The organism is Acinetobacter sp. (genome assembly GCF_041919735.1).
Lineage (GTDB): Bacteria > Pseudomonadota > Gammaproteobacteria > Pseudomonadales > Moraxellaceae > Acinetobacter.
In genome coordinates this window covers 61493-79159 of the sequence record NZ_JAYRTF010000017.1, presented here as the reverse complement: position 1 = coordinate 79159, position 17667 = coordinate 61493, and the positions used below count along the sequence as shown (strand labels likewise).

Below are 17667 nucleotides of genomic sequence, written 5' to 3'. Positions count from 1 at the left end.
AAAAGAATAGTATAAAAATCATATATTGAGAATATGTAATCATTATTTTAAGAATACGAAAAATAATATAATTAACATGTATTTATAATTCATCTATGTCATTAAACATACGTCTAATATCCCTTGAAATCTGACTTCCGTATATTCCGTGCCTGTTGAATTTTACTTAAATATTCAATCAATGTTATGGACAAGTACTCATGGGAGATGAGAACGATGACAACGGAAAAAATAGACATTAATTCTGTAGTCGATAAGGCTAAATTTACCCCGTTTCACTTCAATGTAGTGGCTTGGTGTTTATTGATTATCTTATTTGATGGCTACGATTTAGCAATTAATGGCGTGGTATTGCCTTTACTCATGCAAGACTGGGGTTTAACTGCGATGCAAGCGGGAATGCTTGCCAGTACAGCACTTGCGGGCATGATGTTCGGCGCGATGTTTTTTGGTTCTTTAGCAGATAAAATTGGCCGTAAAAAAGTCATCATGATCTGTATCGTATTATTTAGTGGTTTGACCTTTGCCGGCGGTTTTGCATCGAACCCGACAGAATTTGGTATTTTGCGTTTCTTGGCAGGTTTAGGAATTGGTGGGGTAATGCCTAACCTCGTAGCCTTAACCTCTGAATATGCACCGCAGAAGATGCGCAGTACGCTGGTAACAACCATGTTCAGTGGTTATGCGGTTGGTGGTGTGATGGCTGCTTTATTAGGTTCATGGTTTACGCCTGACTTTGGCTGGCAAATCATGTTCTTTATTGCTGGGATTCCACTATTTTTACTTCCTGTGATTTGGAAGTTTTTACCTGAATCTTTGGCATTTATGGTGAAAGAAAATAAGCAGGAAAAAGCGCGCGGGATTGTGCGTCGCCTTGCTCCAAATGTAAAAGTGACGGAATCGACCGTATTTACTTTACCGCAAGAAAATGTACCTGAAGCTGCGAACGTAGTGAGTCTGTTTCGTCGCGGTCGTGCGGTGAATACCTTACTGTTTTGGATCGCGTTCTTTACCTGTCTTCTCACCATGTATGCGTTGAGCAGCTGGTTACCGAAGCTGATGATGGCAGCAGGCTATTCTATGGATAATAGCTTGATGTTTATGATGGTGATGAATGTCGGTGCTGTCGTGGGTATTGTCGGCGGCGGTATTTTGGCTGACCGTTTCCATTTAAAACCTGTATTGATGGTTTTGGGCATGATGGGCGCGATTGTGATGAGCTTGATGGGCTTCCAGTCGAATCAATTTTTGCTCTACATCTTGGTGTTCTTAGCGGGTGCGGCGTCGATTGGTTCGCAAATGCTGCTTTATAGCTATGTGGCACAGTTCTATCCACTTGCAGTACGTTCGACAGGCATTGGCTGGTCTTCTGCCATTGGACGTATGGGCGCGATTGTCGGGCCGATTTTGATTGGCGGTTTGCTCGGTATGAACTTACCTGCACATTTCAACTTTATGGCGGTGGGCCTACCGGTACTGATTACTGCAATCGCGGTTGCGTTGATTATGCATGATAGTGACAGCGATAAAATTGATGTTACAGAAGCATCTGCTGCAAAAGCTTAAGTATTGAATCCTTAAAAAGAAGCCTCCGAAAAGGGGGCTTTTTCAGTTTTGGTTGTTTAAAACGTTTAGAAAATAATTATTTAATTATTTTCTAATACTCTATATTTATAAGTGTTTAAAAAATATATAAGAATTTAACGATGACTATTTTATGGGTGAGTGATGGAGTTTATTGAACAAATTAAAGAAGTGATGAAGGAATCACGAAAAGAAATGCATGTTGATCAAATAGCAGAAGCAATTGTGGTGAAATATCCACATACTCAGCAGCATTTAGATGTTTTATCTAAGAAAATTTCTTCTATGCTGTCAAAAGATATAGAGAAGCATAAAACTAAATCCGAGTTCATCAAACCAAAAAATTCTAAGGGTGCTCCAAGAAGAGGTATTTATAGATTAAAAATCAAAAAAATTGTACCTGATCTTGTTCCACCACCACCTACGGTCAATGCACTGTATACAGGCAAAGCTGGTGAGTTTGCAGTGATGGCTGAATTATTATTCTTTGGATTTAATACATCATATATGGCTGTTGATGATGGTATAGATCTTGTCGCGGCAAAAGATAATAAATATTTTCATATACAAGTAAAAACGGCAAATATATCTGAATTGAATAATCAGTATAGGTTTACGATAAATCAGAGATCCTATGATTCAAAAGATGCATCGTCAACTTTCTATATTTTTGTATTACGATCATGTGATGGCCCATCTTATGTAAATAATTATATTATTCTTCCAAATAGTGATATCAGTCGGTTACTGGAATCAGGAACTATTACACAAGCGGCTAAATTATCAATTCGAATCGAACGTGATAAAAATGGAAAATATTTATTGAACTCAAAAGAAAATGTGAATTACGCTTTAAATAGATTTGATAAAATTCGTTAAATAAACTGATTTCTATGACCAATTCTGCAATGGTCATTAATTGACAATCGATATTTATAGAAATTACTCATAGGTATTATGACCATGCAATTTAATTCTATCTCCCCAATCCCTGAAGATGATGATGAACTGCATCTGCCTGAACTGGTGTATTGGGCATCTTTAGGTGAATTGGCCGAAGTCGAAAAGGCTTTAGCCAATGGTACAGACGTAAACTCTGCCGATGATGAAGGCTACAGCGCACTGCATGCTGCTGCAGAAAATGGTTATTTAGACATTGTAAAACTGCTGGTAGAGAAAGGTGCAGATGTGCAGCATAAAACCCAATACACCGCCTTAGAATTGGCAGAAATGGCAGGCAATGATGATGTGGTGGCGTATTTAAAAAGCTTATAAAAAGTGGTGAAACTGCAGAATAATTGCTGCTGAAAAAAGAAAACCCCGACATCCTGTCGGGGTTTTCTTCATATCTCGTGTTTAGGTATAACTCCTGTCGTACCTCACGTCCTAGTGCTAAAACTTATTATTGTTGTTTTCATGTTCTGGAAACTTCCTGTTCCCTGATAACTGTAGATTAAGCGGATTCCGCCATGCTGCCTAGATGCAGATTTCCGCATCTGCTGTAAGCCAAAGCGTACATTGAACAGGATGCAGAATGGCTCTGATTAAGCGGGCTGTGCGGCATGATCATCTGCATTCAACACATTGGCTTGAATCTCAGCTTGCGGCTGCCATTCTTTCCATTCATGCGCTAATCTGCAATTTTTATAAGCTTTAAAGATAGGACAGTGCTTCTTTTGTGGATCGCTTGATGCAGCGCACAACATGCCATGCATAGAAAAAAGCCTTGGCAGAGCGCCAAGGCTTTTTCGAATTCATTCAGAAGGCATTTTTCAATACCTGCAGCATCCTGCTGTTTGCATTTTTTCTTTTTATTGAAAGACATCTTGTCTTTATATTTAAACAATAAAAATATTTATGATTAAAAAATAGTCATTTTTACAGCATAAGCTGTAAGTAAATGCTGACAGCCGCTCAAAAGCGCGGCATCAATGCCGCTATGGATGGTGAAAACGCCTAGCCATAAATAATCAGATGCATAGGCCGATTGAAAAAAGAAAAGCCCCGACATCCTGTTGGGGCTTTTCTGTGTTCATTCTCGGCATAACTCCTGTCGTACCATCAGCGTCCTGCTGCATTGCTTCTTGAAGACCTCCTGTCTCGTATGGCTTTACTATAGGCGGGAGGATCAAATCCTGACAGGGGGTAATGTCTACATCTGCTGTAGGCAATGACGTACAGCGGCACGCAGCAAAATTCTTATAATGATTGGGGCAGCATGACAAATAACCAAGGATAAAAAATATGCCCGCAACACAAATTGATATACGGATGCAGTATTCGGCAGAACAAGAACAGCAGCTGATGAATGCCGTATTTGATGCGCTGCAATACAGCTTTAAACTTCCACGGCATGACCGCAATATCCGCTTGCAGGTTCATTCGCCAGCACATTTCCAGGTGTTTGATCACTTAACGCAGCCTGAGCGCTTTACCCATATTACGATCGACTGCTTTTCTGGCCGGACGCTTGAAACCAAGCGCAAGCTATATCGGCAGCTGGTGAAAAATCTGACGGATTTTGGCATTCCAGAAGATCATATTTTGATTACCTTGCGCGAAAGCTCATTGGAAAATTGGGGGATTCGAGGCGGGCAAGCAGCCTGCGATGCAGATTTAGGCTTTAAGGTGGATGTCTAAACGGATTGTATTTGAACAGTCTTTCAATACCCAAAGACTTTAAATAGAAAAGCCCCAACATCCTGTCGGGGCTTTTCTGTATTCATTCTAGGCATAACTCCTGTTTTGCCTGTCAGCGTCCTGCTGCATTGTTTATTGTTGTTCTATTTAAGACATCCTGTCTTGTATGTCCTTACTATAAAAGCAATCCGATCAGGAGAACAGTGTGCATTGTCTGCATGTGCTGTAAGCCAAAACTTACAAAATATTTATACCCTCACTTTTTGAACGCTTGTTGAGATTTTGATCTGATTTAAATCTGCAAAAAATAGCGGTTTGAGCCTCTGCATAACGCTGAAAATAACTGCTGAAATTGATATGGAGGCAGGAGATGCCCTTTACATATTTTTGCGATTAATTGATTGAATAGCGAACTAATTTATTAGACAGTAAAAATTCATAATGATAAATGCACAGGGAAAGGAAGACATGCTAAGAACGCTTAAAAACAGCCGGAATGCGGCACACCACATTGGGCGCTGGGCTGCGCACTGGCGCTGAGCGCATCAGCAAGCTGGGCAGCATCACCGCAAGAGATTAAACAAGCTGCCGAAAGTCAAAAACAGGCGTATTTGACCACCTTGAAAACATTGGTGAATATTGAATCCGGCAGCAAAGATATTGAAGGATTAAATCAGATTTCCAAGACCGTGGCAGAGCAGCTGAAAAGCGCTGGCGCGGAAGTCAGTGTAATCCAGCCCAAAGACATTATGAAGCTGGATGGCGCGCCAGATCAGACGGGACCCGTTGTGAAAGCGGTTTTAAAGGGCAAAGGCCAGCGCAATATTATGCTGCTGGCGCATAATGATACGGTTTATCAAAAGGGGCAGCCATTCCGCCTAGAAGGTAATAAGGCTTATGGTTTAGGCATTTTGGATGATAAGCAAGGTGTGGCCGCGGTCATTCATGTGCTGGAGATGCTGCAGCAGCTGAAATACCAAGATTACGGCACGCTGACTGTGCTGATCAACTCCGATGAAGAAATCAGTTCGCCTGGTTCCCGCCAATTGATTATGGATACGGCAAAAAATCAGGATGTAGTGCTGTCTTTTGAAACCGGCGGCTTGGAAGCCAGCGCTCAGGCAAAAAAATTGGCTGCGCAAGCCCAGCAGATTTACAGAAATGAGCTGAACTTGCCGATGAAAGTCGAAACTGCGGCCTGGGGCGGCGGCACAGATGCCGCTTTTGCCGGCGTGACGTCAAAGGCTGCGATTATTGAAGGCATGGGCATGTCGGGAGATGGCCTGCATTCAGATAAAGCTGAATATATTTTGACGGATTCGATTGTGCCGCGTCTGTACTTGGCGGCCCGGCTGATTGTCGAGAGTTCTAAAAAATAATCTGCTGCAGGCGTGTGATGTGAAAGCTGAGCCTTTCTGTGCTTGGCAGGGAAAGCTCACTTTGAGCTCACTGAATTCCTATACGTTTTGAACGCAGTTATTTTTGAAGCAAGGCAATAAAAAAGCCTTGGCATCCTGCCAAGGCTTTTTTAGATTCATTTCAGCGGTATAACTCCTGTCGTACCGTACGCATCCTGCGCCTCACGTGCTGATTATTGTTGTTTTATGCTTCAAAGACATCCTGTCTCTTGATGCTTTTCATCATAAGCAAAGCACAGATAAGTGAAAAGTAGCGATTTACCCTATTCCTTGTACGCTGAGGATTACAACCTATTGAACGTATTGAATCAGCTTATCCACCGCTTTTTTCAGCCCTTTTTCGTCAAAGGGATTGGCTTCAAAGCTTTCGCTTGAATTGCGGCTGCCAATATCACGGATTTCAATCACGGCATTGCTGTCGATCAAGCCCAGCTGCGTCGCAACTTGGCGGATTTGATCTATAGAACGCGAACCGTTGGTGCTGCCATAACTGATGTAGGCCGCCGGTTTTCCTACCCATTCCTTGCCGATATAATCCAGTGCGTTTTTGAGTGCCGGGCTGTAGCCATGATTGTATTCGGGGCTGATCAAGATGATGGCATCGGCCTGCGAGATTTTATCTGCCCATTCCTGCTGTTTCGGCTGGTCATAAATCCCGCTCAGCGGCGGGTGCGCGCCGGCAAAAAACGGCAGATTCCACTCTTTGAGATCGACAATTTCACTTTGAACCGTGGAAAAACCATAACTTTCAATCGACTGATGCACCCACTTTGCGACTTTAATGGCAGTGCGGCCTTCACGCACGCTGCCGACAATAATATATATTTTCATAATGATCCCGTGTTTGGCTGTTATCTCAGCTGTTTTAGGCTGCTCGGTTTAAATTAAAATGTTTCTGCGGCTGTGCCTATAAGCAAATTGTATCTGATGCATGCGGGGCTGAAATTCAGGCATAAAAAAAGCCCTGTTAGGGCTTTTTTCGTGTGAAGCAGGACTTACATCAATTTCACGCCTTGCTGGCCAGCAGGGGTGACTTTGAAAATTTCCACTTCAAAGGTGATGTTTTTGCCTGCCAGCGGATGGTTGAAGTCCACTTCGGTAATGTCTTCACCAACAGTTTTGATCACGCCGAACAAGCTTTGTTTGGCTTTGTCTTCAAATTCGATCATGTGTCCGACCATCGGCGCAGGATCAAATTTAACGGTATCAAATTTCTGCACATTTTCAGGGTTCCAAGGGCCAAAAGCGTCTTCCGGCGGCAAGCTGACCGTACGGCGGTCACCAGCACGTAGACCAAACAGGGATTTTTCAAAACCCGGCAGCAGGCTGCCGTCACCCATCACCAAGCTGACAGGTTCAGCACGGCTGCGGGTGTTGTCAATTTCTACGCCATTTTCAATAGCCACAGAAAAATGAAGCTCGACTTTAGAACCGCTTTGAATGCGGGTTTCTTCGTTAGGATTGATAATTTCAGTCATTTTTGCGCTTCCACACGCTGAATACGCTGCTTCTCTAAGAAGAAGGTATCGATCAGCAATAAAATAGTGCCAAGGGTAATGGCGCTGTCTGCAATATTAAACGCAGGGAAGTGGTGATTTTGATAATACACATGAATAAAATCCACCACATAGCCGAGGCTGACGCGGTCAATTAAATTGCCCAGCGCGCCGCCCAAAATCAGGGCGACAGCAATCGGCAGTATTTTTACGTTTTTCGGCATGCGCATCAGCCAAAAAACGAAAATCACAGACACTAGGCCTGCCAAAGAGGTAAAGAAATAACGCTGCCATCCGCCGGCATCGGACAAGAAACTAAAGGCTGCCCCGTAGTTATGCAATAATGTCCAATTCAAAAAGGGCAGCACAGGCACAGGATCTGCGTAGTTCAGATGCGTGCTTGCAATCCATTTGGTCCATTGATCCAAAATGATTGCGGCAATGGACAAACCCACCCACACTAAATTGTGCGGGTAAAATTGGAATAAGCCCTTTTTTTCTTGCGGATTAGGCATATTTTCTCTCTTCGCCTTGACCTGTAGGAAGGTTAATAATACAACGGGCGCACAGGCCAGGATGTTCGTGATGTGTATTTACATCCGGCAGAACATGCCAGCAGCGCGCGCATTTTTCACCTTCCGCAGCTGAAACTTTCACATTCAAGCCTTCCAGATCCGATGCTTCGCCTTGCACTGCATCAAAGTCATTCACAATCACTTGAGACGTGATCAGGACAAAACGCAGTTCTTCGCCAAGCTTGTCCAGCACCGCTTTCAATTCAGCAGAAGCCCAAAGCTCCACTTTGGCAGACAGGTTTGAACCTACAGTTTTCGCGGTACGCGCAGCTTCAATGAATTTGTTCACGGCAGATTTTACAGCAATCAGGGTTTGCCATTCCGCTTCAGAGACTGCATTGGCAGTTGAAGCCACAGGAATGTCATACCATTCTGCTGTAAATACGTATTTCTCTGATTGTTCAGGGATTAGCGGCCATGCTTCTTGAGCCGTGAAGCTTAAGATCGGCGACATCCAGCGCACAAAGGCTTGCACCAAGTGATACAGGGCAGTTTGCGCAGAATGGCGCGCTGCAGAGTCCGCTTTGGTGGTGTACTGACGGTCTTTGATGATGTCGAGGTAGAAGCCGCCCAAGTCATTAATGCAGAAGTTGGTCAACGCATTGGTGACGATATGGAAGTTCATATCTTCATAGGCTTGCTGAATGGTTTTCTGTACGTCGCTTGCGCGCTGCAGGATGTATTGATCCAGCGCGATCAATTGATCGACTGGCAGTGCATCAGTTGACGGTTTGAAACCATTGAGGTTCGCCAGCAGGAAACGCAGCGTGTTGCGGATGCGGCGGTAGCCATCGGATGCACGGCTGAAGATTTCTTTACCAGCCGTCATTTCATAACGGTAATCCGCAGATGCGATCCAGAAACGTAAGCCGTCTGCACCCATATCTTTAATGATGTCTTGCGGAGTGATCACGTTGCCGATGGATTTCGACATTTTGCGGCCTTTTTCATCCACCACAAAACCGTGAGTCAATAAGCCTTTGTATGGCGCGCGTTCATTGATGGCAATAGACGTCAGCAATGAAGACTGGAACCAGCCGCGGTGCTGGTCTGAACCTTCCAGATACAAGTCTGCAGGATCGGTCAGCTCTTCACGTTCACGAAGCACTGCGTAGTGTGTTGTCCCAGAGTCGAACCAAACGTCCAGCGTATCGCGCACTGCGTTGTACTGCTGCGCATCTTCGCAGATGAACTCGCTTGCATCACGGTTATACCAGCCGTCAATGCCTTCCTGTTCGATCAGTTTAGCCACTTCTTCGATCAATTCAGGAGTGCGCGGGTGCAGTTCGTTGGTGTCTTTATGCACGAAGAATGGAATTGGCACGCCCCATGTACGCTGGCGTGAGATGCACCAGTCTGGACGGCCTTCAATCATTGATTGAATGCGGTTTTTACCCCAATCCGGCACAAAGCTGATGTCATTTTCAATTGCATTCAGCGCTTGAGTACGCAAGCTTTTGGCATCCATGCTGATGAACCATTGCGGGGTCGCACGGAAGATGATTGGTGTTTTATGGCGCCAGCAGTGCGGATAGCTGTGCTTGATCGGCACATGCGCCCAAAGCTTATTGCTTTCAGACAAAGCCGCAATGATTTTTGGATTGGCTTTGTAGATGTGCTCGCCGGCAAAGATCGGCGCAGTCGGCAAATACACACCGTTGCCGCCCACTGGATTGTCGACTTTCAGGTTGTACTGCAGGCCCACTTTATAGTCGTCCACACCGTGGCCAGGCGCGGTATGCACTGCACCCGTACCGCTGGTTGCAATCACGTGCTCACCCAAAATCACCGGCACTTGGCGCTCTGCAATCAAGGGATGCTGCAATTGCAGATTTTCAAGTTTGGCGCCGGCAAAATCGGCAAGCACTTCAACGCTTGTGAAGCCGTAACGTTCAGTGGCAGATTCAACCAAGTCTTTGGCCAAGATCAAGTTCTGCGGCTCTTTTTCTTCACCGCGCGCTTTCACCAACTGGTATTCAATGTCTGCATGCAGGGCAACCGCTTGGTTGGCCGGCAGTGTCCATGGCGTGGTGGTCCAGATCACGATATCGGTTGAATCGGCAACGGTTACACCTAGGCGCGCAGATAAATCCGCCAGATCAACCACCGTGAAACCGACGTCAATCGCATCTGATTTTTTATCTTCGTATTCCACTTCCGCTTCAGCCAAGGCTGAACCGCAGTCCAAACACCAGTTCACAGGTTTCAAGCCCGGCTCGATATGGCCCGCTTTGGCAATCGCACCGAGTGAGCGCACGATGTCGGCTTCCTGCTTGAAGTTCATGGTCAGGTACGGATTGTCCCAATCGCCGAACACGCCCATGCGCACGAAGTCTTTCTTTTGCAATTCGACTTGAGTGTAGGCATATTCGCGGCAGGCTTTACGGAAGGTTGACGCATCCACTTTTACGCCGACTTTGCCGACTTTTTCTTCGACTTTCAGTTCAATCGGCAGGCCGTGGCAGTCCCAGCCCGGCACATACGGCGCGTCAAAGCCATCCATGACACGGCTTTTGATGATGATGTCTTTCAGGACTTTGTTGACAGCGTGGCCTAAGTGAATTTGACCGTTTGCATACGGAGGGCCATCATGAAGCACATATTTTTTCTTGCCAATGCGCGATGCACGAATCTGCTGATAAATGTTGTCGGCATACCACTCTTCTAACCATTTCGCTTCACGTACTGCGAGATTTGCCTTCATTGCAAATTCAGTACCTGGGAGGTTTAGCGTGGCTTTATAATCCACTGCATTTTCAGGAGTTTGCTTATCGCTCATGCAAGTTGTCTTCCAATTTAATCAGCCGTTATGCTGACGCGTTTTACATAAAAAATCTGGGATATTAAAAGGGGAATTGGGGATGATCCTGACGAAACTCAAGCAGTTTCTCCACGTCATCATCAATTCCAGTTTTTAACGCTTCAAGCGAAGGGTAGTTCTTTTCGCCGTGTAAATAGTTCAAGAACGTCACCCGCATTAACAGGCCATACAGATTAGCAGAAACATCAGGAAAATGTACTTCTAATCGCCATTCGGGATGCGCCTGCGCAATGGCGGGGCGGGTGCCGACATGGCCGGCGCCGTACAGCGCGCCTGGCGCATAGCCGGCAATGCCGGTTTTATCCGGGCATTCGTTTTGCACTTTGTCTGTTAACGACTGGGTTTCGCACTGGACTTCCACGCCATAGATGCCGTGCAGGCAAGGCCTGTGGCGGTTCAGTCGCACATTAATAGTCGGAAAATCAATGGTGCGGCCAATCTGATCGCCGTATTGCACGCGGCCGGTAATGCTGTACGGCCGGCCCAGCAATTTAGCGGCGTGCGCTAAATCACCTGCCTGCAGGGTTTGGCGGATAAGGGTCGAACTGACCCGTTCACCGCTGACTTCAACATTGTTCAGATCGGTGACATGAAAGCCGTAATTGCGTAAAAATTCACTATTGCCCTGACGGTTTTTGCCGAAGTGGTGGTCTTCGCCTAAAACCAGGCTTTGCGTATTGAGTTTTGTTTTTAAGAGGTCAGCAAATTCTTCGGCGCTGAGGCTGCGGAAGGCATTATCAAACTTGGCGACCACTATATAGTCCACGCCCAGTTCAGTCAGGTATTCGACTTTTTCACGCAATGAGCTGATGCGCGGCGGCGCCTCATAGCCTTTGAAAAACTCCAGCGGCTGCGGCTCAAAAATCATCACGGCAGTTTTTAAGCTGTGCTGCGCTGCAAGCTCTTTGAGCTGGCTGACCATGGCTTGATGGCCTAGATGCACCCCGTCAAAATTGCCGATCGTGACGGCAGTTTTGGGCAATTGAAAATCAGGCGCTAAAGCATTCAGGCGGAGCAGCTTCATGGGCGAATAAATACGTTGAAAATTTGTTAGGGCTATATATTGCCATATTCTCACAGTTTCGTCTTGTTGTTGTGTTTTCACTCAATATTTTTATTTTTGGATACCTTTCCATATCATTAAAACTGATATGGAAAACATAAATAAATCAATTTTTCTTATTCATTTGCTGCTTTATAGTGGGCTGAATTCAATTTTGATAAGCAGAATGCGATGAAAAAGCCGTTTTATCAGCTGGCGCAAAAGCAGGATGTCATCCGCCATTTTACACCAAACTGGTTCACTGTAGTGATGGGTACGGGTATTTTGGCCTTGATTTTGCCTGAATTTCCCTTTGCCAAAGCATTGCTGTGGCAGCTCGGCGCCTCTTTGTGGCATTTCAATACCGTGCTGTTTCTGGCTTTTTCTGCACTGTATGCTGCGCGCTGGCTGCTGTATCCGCAGGAAGCGAAACAGATTTTTTCCCATCCGAGCATGGCGCTGTTTTTAGGCGCAATTCCCATGGGATTGGCGACGGTATTGAATGGCTTTTTAAAATATGGGATTGCGCTGTATGGCGATGCCGCCATTCAGATCGCGCATGCCTTATGGCTGATTGATGCCGTTTTGGCGGTTGGTATTGGTATCTTGGTGCCATTTTGCATGTTCTATAAACAAGACCATCAGTTGCAGACCATGACAGCGATGTGGCTGCTGCCAATTGTGGCCTGTGAGGTCACCGCCACTTCCGGCGGTTTATTGCTGGCGCATTTAGAGGCAGGCCAGCATGCGGCCGGGATTTTATTGGCCAGCTATATGCTGTGGGGCATGTCTGTATTGCCTGCTTTCGGTATTCTGACAATTTTGATGCTGCGTTTGGCTCTGCATAAATTGCCAGGCAAAGAATTAGCGATCAGCGGCTGGCTGGCTTTGGGGCCGATCGGCACAGGCGCGCTGGCATTGCTGGTTTTGGGTGCGCAAGCGCCGCAGGTATTGGCCTTTATTCAGCTGGAACAGCTGGGCGTGTTTTTCCAGCAGGCAGGCATTGCCATAAGTTTTATTCTGCTGGGGTTTGGCTTATGGTGGTTTGCCATTGCTGTTTTGACCACACTAAAACATGCGGCCAAGGATTTGCCTTTTAACCTGGGCTGGTGGGGGTTGACTTTCCCTTTGGGAGTGTTCACGATGGCGGTGCTGAATTTAGGCCATCTGCTGCATATCAGCTTCATTTTAAATATCGGTTTGGCATTGGCTGCAATTTTGGTGATGCTCTGGACGATGGTGATGAGCAGAACGCTGAAAGGCATGTACAGAGGCAGCCTGTTCTTTTCTCCCTGCTTAAAAACCTTTTTGGAGCGTGAATAGCAAAGACCGTCCTGCTTTCAGACGCAGAACCGGATATTGCCGAATGAACAGCGTGCAGATTTGCACTCTGTTCATTTTTGCATTTTAATGGGCAAAAAATTTCTGATGCAACATTATGAACAAGCAACTTGCCTTAATGATGGCGCTGCCGAGTGAGTCTAAAGGCTTATTCGAACAGGCCGGAATTGAGGTGCATTACAGCGGCATTGGCAAAGTGAATGCGGCTTTTAAAGCCTATGACGTGATTCAAAAAACCGGCTGCAAAACCTTGCTGAATTTAGGCACGGCAGGCAGTTCGCATTTTGATGCGCATGCCTTGGTTGAAGTGACGCAGTTTGTGCAGCGCGATATGGATGTTTCACCCTTGGGTTTTGCGGTCGGCGTGACGCCGATGGATGAAGATCCTGCGGAAATTGCTTTGGACGGCTATTTCCAGCATTTGCCGAAAGGCATTTGCGGGACAGGAGACAGCTTTGAAACGGGCCTGCCGAAAGTGCCATGCAATTTGGTGGACATGGAAGGCTATGCCATTGCCAAAGTGTGCAAAAATCTCGGTGTGCGCTTAGTGTCGGTGAAATATATTACTGATGGCGCCAATGATACTGCGCATTTGGATTGGGAAGAAAATTTGCTGTTAGGCGCTGGGAAGCTGTTTGATCTGTATCAAACGGTAAAATGAGCGGCTTGGGAAAGCGGATTCGGCGGCCATAGTCCAGCTATGGCCGTATGCCAAATTTCTGCGCTGTAGCAGAAATTATTGTTCGTTGCGGGGAATCGCGCCGTAAAGCATCATGTGTACCGTGTGCTTAATGACACGCTGCAGCATGCTGCGGTTGCGCAAGGTCTTGCCTGATACCATTTCCATTTGCGTTGCAAAGTCTGCATAGTTTTGGGTAATGGCCCAAATATTCAGAATGAACAGTTCAGGATCAATTTCTTTGGAAATCTTGCCTTGTTCCTGCCACATTGCAATCACTTTGGCTTTTCGCTTGACCAATTTTTTCAATGGGCCTTTCAGGATTTCCAAAATATGCGGCGCGCCTTGAATCACTTCCAATGCAAATAAGCGGGATGCTTTCGGCTGGGTGCGTGACACTTCGATTTTCTGCACCAAATAATTGGTAATGGCTTCCTCCGGCTCCAAGTCGCTTTCCAGCGTTTGCAGCGGCGCAAGCCATTTTTGTAAAACCGTAGTCAGCACTTCAACATACAGCGCTTCTTTATTTTCATAATAATAGAAAATATTCGACTTATGCATTTCTGCAATTTGCGCGATTTCGTCTAGGCTTGCGCCGTTAAAACCGTATAGGGAAAAAACGTCCAGTGCAGCATTCAGCAGCTGATGGCGTTTTTGCGTACTCTTTTTTTGTTCCATTAGCACTCTAAAACATGAAAAAAAGGGGAATGGGCAATTGTACGGCAAATCATCAGATTTGTGCACAACCAAACTTTGTAATTTTATGACTTATGACGATTTATTTTTGAGATGATCTATTAAATTAAAGTAAGTCAGGCGCTGAAATCAAATAAAAAAATGTATTTGAAAAATGAAGAAATATTAATTTTGTTTATGCATTTGACAGTTTAGATGAAGAGGCGGCATGCCAGGCCGCCTGCAGTTTCAGGCGGTGGGCTGCGCGTGCAGCGTGCCGCCATCAGGTAGCTAAGACTGCATTTAATACGCTGTGTTCCAAGGCGGAGAATTCTAAGCCCTTTTGCCGCGGGCGCGGTAAATCTACATTGAATTGTGAAGTGATATGGCCCTTATCCAGCAGGATAAACCGGTCGGCCAGTTGCACCGCTTCACTGACATCATGCGTGACCAAAACGGCCGTGAAGCCTTGCTCTGTCCACAGCTTTTCAATCAAGTTCTGCATGTCTAAACGGGTGAGGGCATCCAATGCGCTTAAAGGTTCATCCAGCAGCAAAATGCGCGGCTGGTGCGGCAGCGCGCGCCTCGGCAGGCGGCAGCTAAATGGGCTGAATATCGGTCCAAGTCAGGCCTGTTTTGGCTAAAATTCAGAAGTATCGATAAGGTGTTTTTGTTTTTGATTAATTATTTGAAAGATAATGACTAATGAGAAAAAAGATATCAATAGGGATCAGGAGATCGTTATCGGCGGATCATTCAGCACAGCTGTTTTTGGCAGCTGGCGCATAGGCATAGGTGAAATTCAGCTATGCAGAACTGAAAAAACCGCATTAAAGCGGTTTTTTGCAGACCAGAGAATTGCGCTGGTAGTTGTACAGCGCCTGCCGGGCATTGGGCAGGTCATCAACACTGGCCTGTTCAAACCCTTGTTCCAAAAACCAGTGCGCCGTGCGAGTGGTCAGAATAAACAGCTGCTGAATGCCAAGCGCGCGGGCTTTGTCTTCTAAATAATGCAGAATTTGGCTGCCGCGGTTGGATTTTCGGTAACTTGGGTGTACGGCTACGCAGGCAATCTCAGCGGAGCGAAGCTCACCATCGGCGGCAGGAATCGGATACAGGGCAGCGCAGGCCAAAATGGTGCCGTCACGCTCAATCACGGCAAAATGCTCAATTTCATTTTCCAGCCGCTCGCGGGAACGGTAAACCAAAATGCCTTCTTCTTCCAGCGGGCGCAGCAGGCTGATCAGGCCGCCGACATCCTGAATATTGGCTGTGCGCACTTCTTCATAATGCGCATCGGTGATCATGGTGCCGGAACCGTCACGGGTGAACAGCTCTTCCACCAGCGCGCCGTCATAGGCATAGGAAATCAGATGCACGCGGTGCACGCCTTGCAGCGATGCTGTTTTGGCGCCTTGCAAATGCAGCGCGATATCAGGATTGGAGTCCTGATACTGCAAAATATGGCGGTCCAGCTGATGCGGCGCCACTTCACGCTGCAGCTGGCCATGTTCATTCAGCAAGCCATGCTGCTTGCCCAGAAAGATCAGCTTATCAGCTTTCAGGCTGATGGCGGTTTTGGTGGCGACTTCTTCCGCCAGCAGATTAAAGACTTCACCCGTAGTGGAATAGCCGGTTGGCCCGAGCAGGACAATATTTTGACTGTCCAAATGGCGCTGTATGGCATCGATGTCAACAGAACGGACTTCCCCCGACAGCTGAAAATCAATGCCGCCGCGGATGCCGTAAGGCTTGGCGGTAATCAGGTTGCCCGAGACCACGTCGATGCGCGCGCCGTACATCGGCGAATTGGCCAGCCCCATCGACAGCAGCGCTTCGATTTGCAGGCGGATTGAGCCGGCTGCGCTCATCACGGCGCCCAAAGATTCGCGTGTGGTGATGCGGCGGTGATTGTGGAACGGCGTCTGCAATTGGCTGGCTTTTAGATTCTGATTGATTTGCGGACGCGCGCCATGCACCAGAATCAGCCGGATGCCTAAGGAATGCAGCAGGGCAATATCATGAATGATGTGCTGAAAGTTTTCATGCAGCACCGCTTCGCCGTCAAACATCAGCACAAAGGTTTTGCCGCGGTGCGCATTGATGTAGGGTGCAGAATGCCGAAACCAATGCACGTATTGCAAAGTTGTGCTGTCTGATGGTTCTGCCGGATTCATCTGCATACGGGTCTCGAAGTGGAAGGGTTTTTCTAGATTCTAATCAAAAAAGCGCGCGCTGGCAGAAGAATTTGCATTTGAGATAAAAAAAACGCCCGAACAGCAGGTTCAGGCGTTTTTTCAGGAATGAGCGGGCTTGGCGCAAGATCAGTTCATGATGCGTACAATGCGGTCGGTACGCTGATTGACCAGCACATAGTCGCCATTGATTTTGTACCATTGCTGATAGCGTCCGGTATTCGGCAGGCGGCGCGCATCGCGGTCGCTGACTTTGTAGCGTGATGAGTCAAAGCCGCGCGGCAAAGTTTGGCCGACACGCCAGTGGCGGCTCGGATCCACACGGTTGTTATTCCAGTGCTGGTCGCCGTAATGTTTATGATCGTAATGCTGATCATGATGGTTTTGACCGTAAGCATATGAATAGCGGCGGTCATCATTGCGGTAATCCGGAGCAGCCATGGCTGAAGCTGCCATTAAGCCCGTTATAGCCAGCGTTGCTGCTGCGAGAATTTTATTCATTTTTTTCACCTGGAATCAGTTGAAGCATGTCTGTGCCGATGACTCTAAATTAGCGGGAAAGAGCAGAGAAAGCGTGAGGGCAATTTAGCTGAATTGTGAATTTTATGGAGGAAAAGAGAAGCTGTGTAACTGCGCTGCATGCTTTTTATACTGCGGGCTTGCAGAAACGGGCGTAAAAAAGCCCGGAACAAGGCCGGGCGGATGAACAGGCTTGATTCAGCGCGTTTAAAGTCCAAGAATGCGCTGAATGCTGTTATTGTCAGAATTGATTAAAATATAGTCATTGTTGATTCTGTACCATTGCTGGTTGCGGCTCGGTTTCGGCAAGTCATAATCTTTATAATCAACTTTATAGCCATCACCGCGGTAATGCTGCGGCATGACATAGCCGGTCTGCCACTTATGCTGCTGCAGGCGCTGCACGCCGCGCTCTTCACGCATGCGGCGATTGTTCTGCATGCGGTCTTCGTCATCATTGCGGAAATCACGGCCTTTTCGGCCTTGATTGTAATTGCGCGGATGATCATAGCCATGGTCTTGATCGTGAGGCGCAGCAATGCTTAGACTGCTGGTCATCAAAGCACTGAAAGAAATAGCTAGAACAGCCCAGATCTTTTTCATGTTGAATCCTCATAGGAACAATTTATTTTCATTACAGCTACTGTACGCAAAAAATGCAGAGAAACTGTGAAGAAAGTGA

Annotated in this window: 16 protein-coding genes and 1 pseudogene; 7 read left to right on the top strand and 10 right to left on the bottom strand. The window is 46.6% G+C overall.

What is annotated here, in order from left to right; genetic code table 11:
* The first annotated feature begins 216 nt into the window (after positions 1-216).
* The 5 genes from ACE3T3_RS11140 to ACE3T3_RS11120 all read left to right on the top strand — a co-directional run bounded on the left by ACE3T3_RS11140 (position 217) and on the right by ACE3T3_RS11120 (position 5603).
* Positions 217-1566: an aromatic acid/H+ symport family MFS transporter gene (locus ACE3T3_RS11140; protein ID WP_374666902.1), complete on the top strand. Its 1350-nt coding sequence runs from the start codon at positions 217-219 to the stop codon at positions 1564-1566.
* Between the two features lie 162 nt (positions 1567-1728).
* Positions 1729-2463 (top strand): hypothetical protein, encoded by a 735-nt coding sequence (locus ACE3T3_RS11135; protein ID WP_374666900.1) that lies wholly within the window; start codon positions 1729-1731, stop codon positions 2461-2463.
* A gap of 84 nt (positions 2464-2547) precedes the next feature.
* Positions 2548-2859, top strand: coding sequence for an ankyrin repeat domain-containing protein (locus tag ACE3T3_RS11130; protein WP_374666898.1), 312 nt, complete (start codon positions 2548-2550; stop codon positions 2857-2859).
* 969 nt (positions 2860-3828) lie between these two features.
* Complete coding sequence (locus ACE3T3_RS11125) at positions 3829-4224, top strand: tautomerase family protein (protein ID WP_374666896.1); 396 nt, start codon at positions 3829-3831, stop codon at positions 4222-4224.
* Positions 4225-4835: 611 nt separating this feature from the next.
* The gene (locus ACE3T3_RS11120) at positions 4836-5603 is read left to right on the top strand and encodes a M20/M25/M40 family metallo-hydrolase (RefSeq protein ID WP_374666894.1); all 768 of its coding nucleotides are present in this window, start codon (positions 4836-4838) and stop codon (positions 5601-5603) included.
* Positions 5604-5933: 330 nt separating this feature from the next.
* Here ACE3T3_RS11120 and ACE3T3_RS11115 read toward each other — a convergent pair whose 3' ends face one another.
* The 5 genes from ACE3T3_RS11115 to ribF form a co-directional block, all read right to left on the bottom strand.
* Positions 5934-6473 (bottom strand): NADPH-dependent FMN reductase, encoded by a 540-nt coding sequence (locus ACE3T3_RS11115; RefSeq protein ID WP_374666892.1) that lies wholly within the window; start codon positions 6471-6473, stop codon positions 5934-5936.
* A 164-nt stretch (positions 6474-6637) separates the two neighbouring features.
* Positions 6638-7120 (bottom strand): peptidylprolyl isomerase, encoded by a 483-nt coding sequence (locus ACE3T3_RS11110; RefSeq protein ID WP_374666890.1) that lies wholly within the window; start codon positions 7118-7120, stop codon positions 6638-6640.
* Positions 7117-7653 carry a signal peptidase II gene (gene lspA / locus ACE3T3_RS11105; RefSeq protein ID WP_374666888.1) on the bottom strand — a complete coding sequence of 179 codons (537 nt, stop codon included), beginning with the start codon at positions 7651-7653 and terminating at the stop codon, positions 7117-7119. The genes ACE3T3_RS11110 and lspA overlap by 4 nt, the downstream gene beginning before the upstream one ends.
* Positions 7646-10492 (bottom strand): isoleucine--tRNA ligase, encoded by a 2847-nt coding sequence (gene ileS, locus ACE3T3_RS11100; RefSeq protein WP_374666885.1) that lies wholly within the window; start codon positions 10490-10492, stop codon positions 7646-7648. The genes lspA and ileS overlap by 8 nt, the downstream gene beginning before the upstream one ends.
* A 64-nt stretch (positions 10493-10556) precedes the next feature.
* Positions 10557-11558, bottom strand: coding sequence for a riboflavin biosynthesis protein RibF (gene ribF, locus ACE3T3_RS11095; protein WP_374666883.1), 1002 nt, complete (start codon positions 11556-11558; stop codon positions 10557-10559).
* 210 nt (positions 11559-11768) lie between these two features.
* Here ribF and ACE3T3_RS11090 point away from each other — a divergent pair, with 210 nt between their 5' ends.
* Both ACE3T3_RS11090 and ACE3T3_RS11085 read left to right on the top strand, forming a co-directional pair.
* Entirely contained in the window at positions 11769-12899 is a 1131-nt protein-coding gene (locus tag ACE3T3_RS11090; protein ID WP_374666881.1) for a TDT family transporter, read from the top strand.
* A 115-nt stretch (positions 12900-13014) separates the two neighbouring features.
* Positions 13015-13578: a 5'-nucleosidase gene (locus tag ACE3T3_RS11085; protein ID WP_374666879.1), complete on the top strand. Its 564-nt coding sequence runs from the start codon at positions 13015-13017 to the stop codon at positions 13576-13578.
* Positions 13579-13653: 75 nt separating this feature from the next.
* Here ACE3T3_RS11085 and ACE3T3_RS11080 read toward each other — a convergent pair whose 3' ends face one another.
* The 5 genes and pseudogenes from ACE3T3_RS11080 to ACE3T3_RS11060 form a co-directional block, all read right to left on the bottom strand.
* Positions 13654-14274: a TetR/AcrR family transcriptional regulator gene (locus ACE3T3_RS11080; protein ID WP_374666877.1), complete on the bottom strand. Its 621-nt coding sequence runs from the start codon at positions 14272-14274 to the stop codon at positions 13654-13656.
* Positions 14275-14554: 280 nt separating this feature from the next.
* A pseudogene (gene ssuB, locus ACE3T3_RS11075) lies at positions 14555-14854 on the bottom strand (aliphatic sulfonate ABC transporter ATP-binding protein); the annotation flags it as partial.
* 247 nt (positions 14855-15101) lie between these two features.
* Positions 15102-16448, bottom strand: coding sequence for an amino-acid N-acetyltransferase (argA, locus tag ACE3T3_RS11070; protein WP_374666914.1), 1347 nt, complete (start codon positions 16446-16448; stop codon positions 15102-15104).
* A gap of 147 nt (positions 16449-16595) precedes the next feature.
* Positions 16596-16967: an RcnB family protein gene (locus ACE3T3_RS11065; protein WP_374666875.1), complete on the bottom strand. Its 372-nt coding sequence runs from the start codon at positions 16965-16967 to the stop codon at positions 16596-16598.
* A 225-nt stretch (positions 16968-17192) separates the two neighbouring features.
* Positions 17193-17588 (bottom strand): RcnB family protein, encoded by a 396-nt coding sequence (locus ACE3T3_RS11060; protein ID WP_374666873.1) that lies wholly within the window; start codon positions 17586-17588, stop codon positions 17193-17195.
* Positions 17589-17667 lie beyond the last annotated feature (79 nt).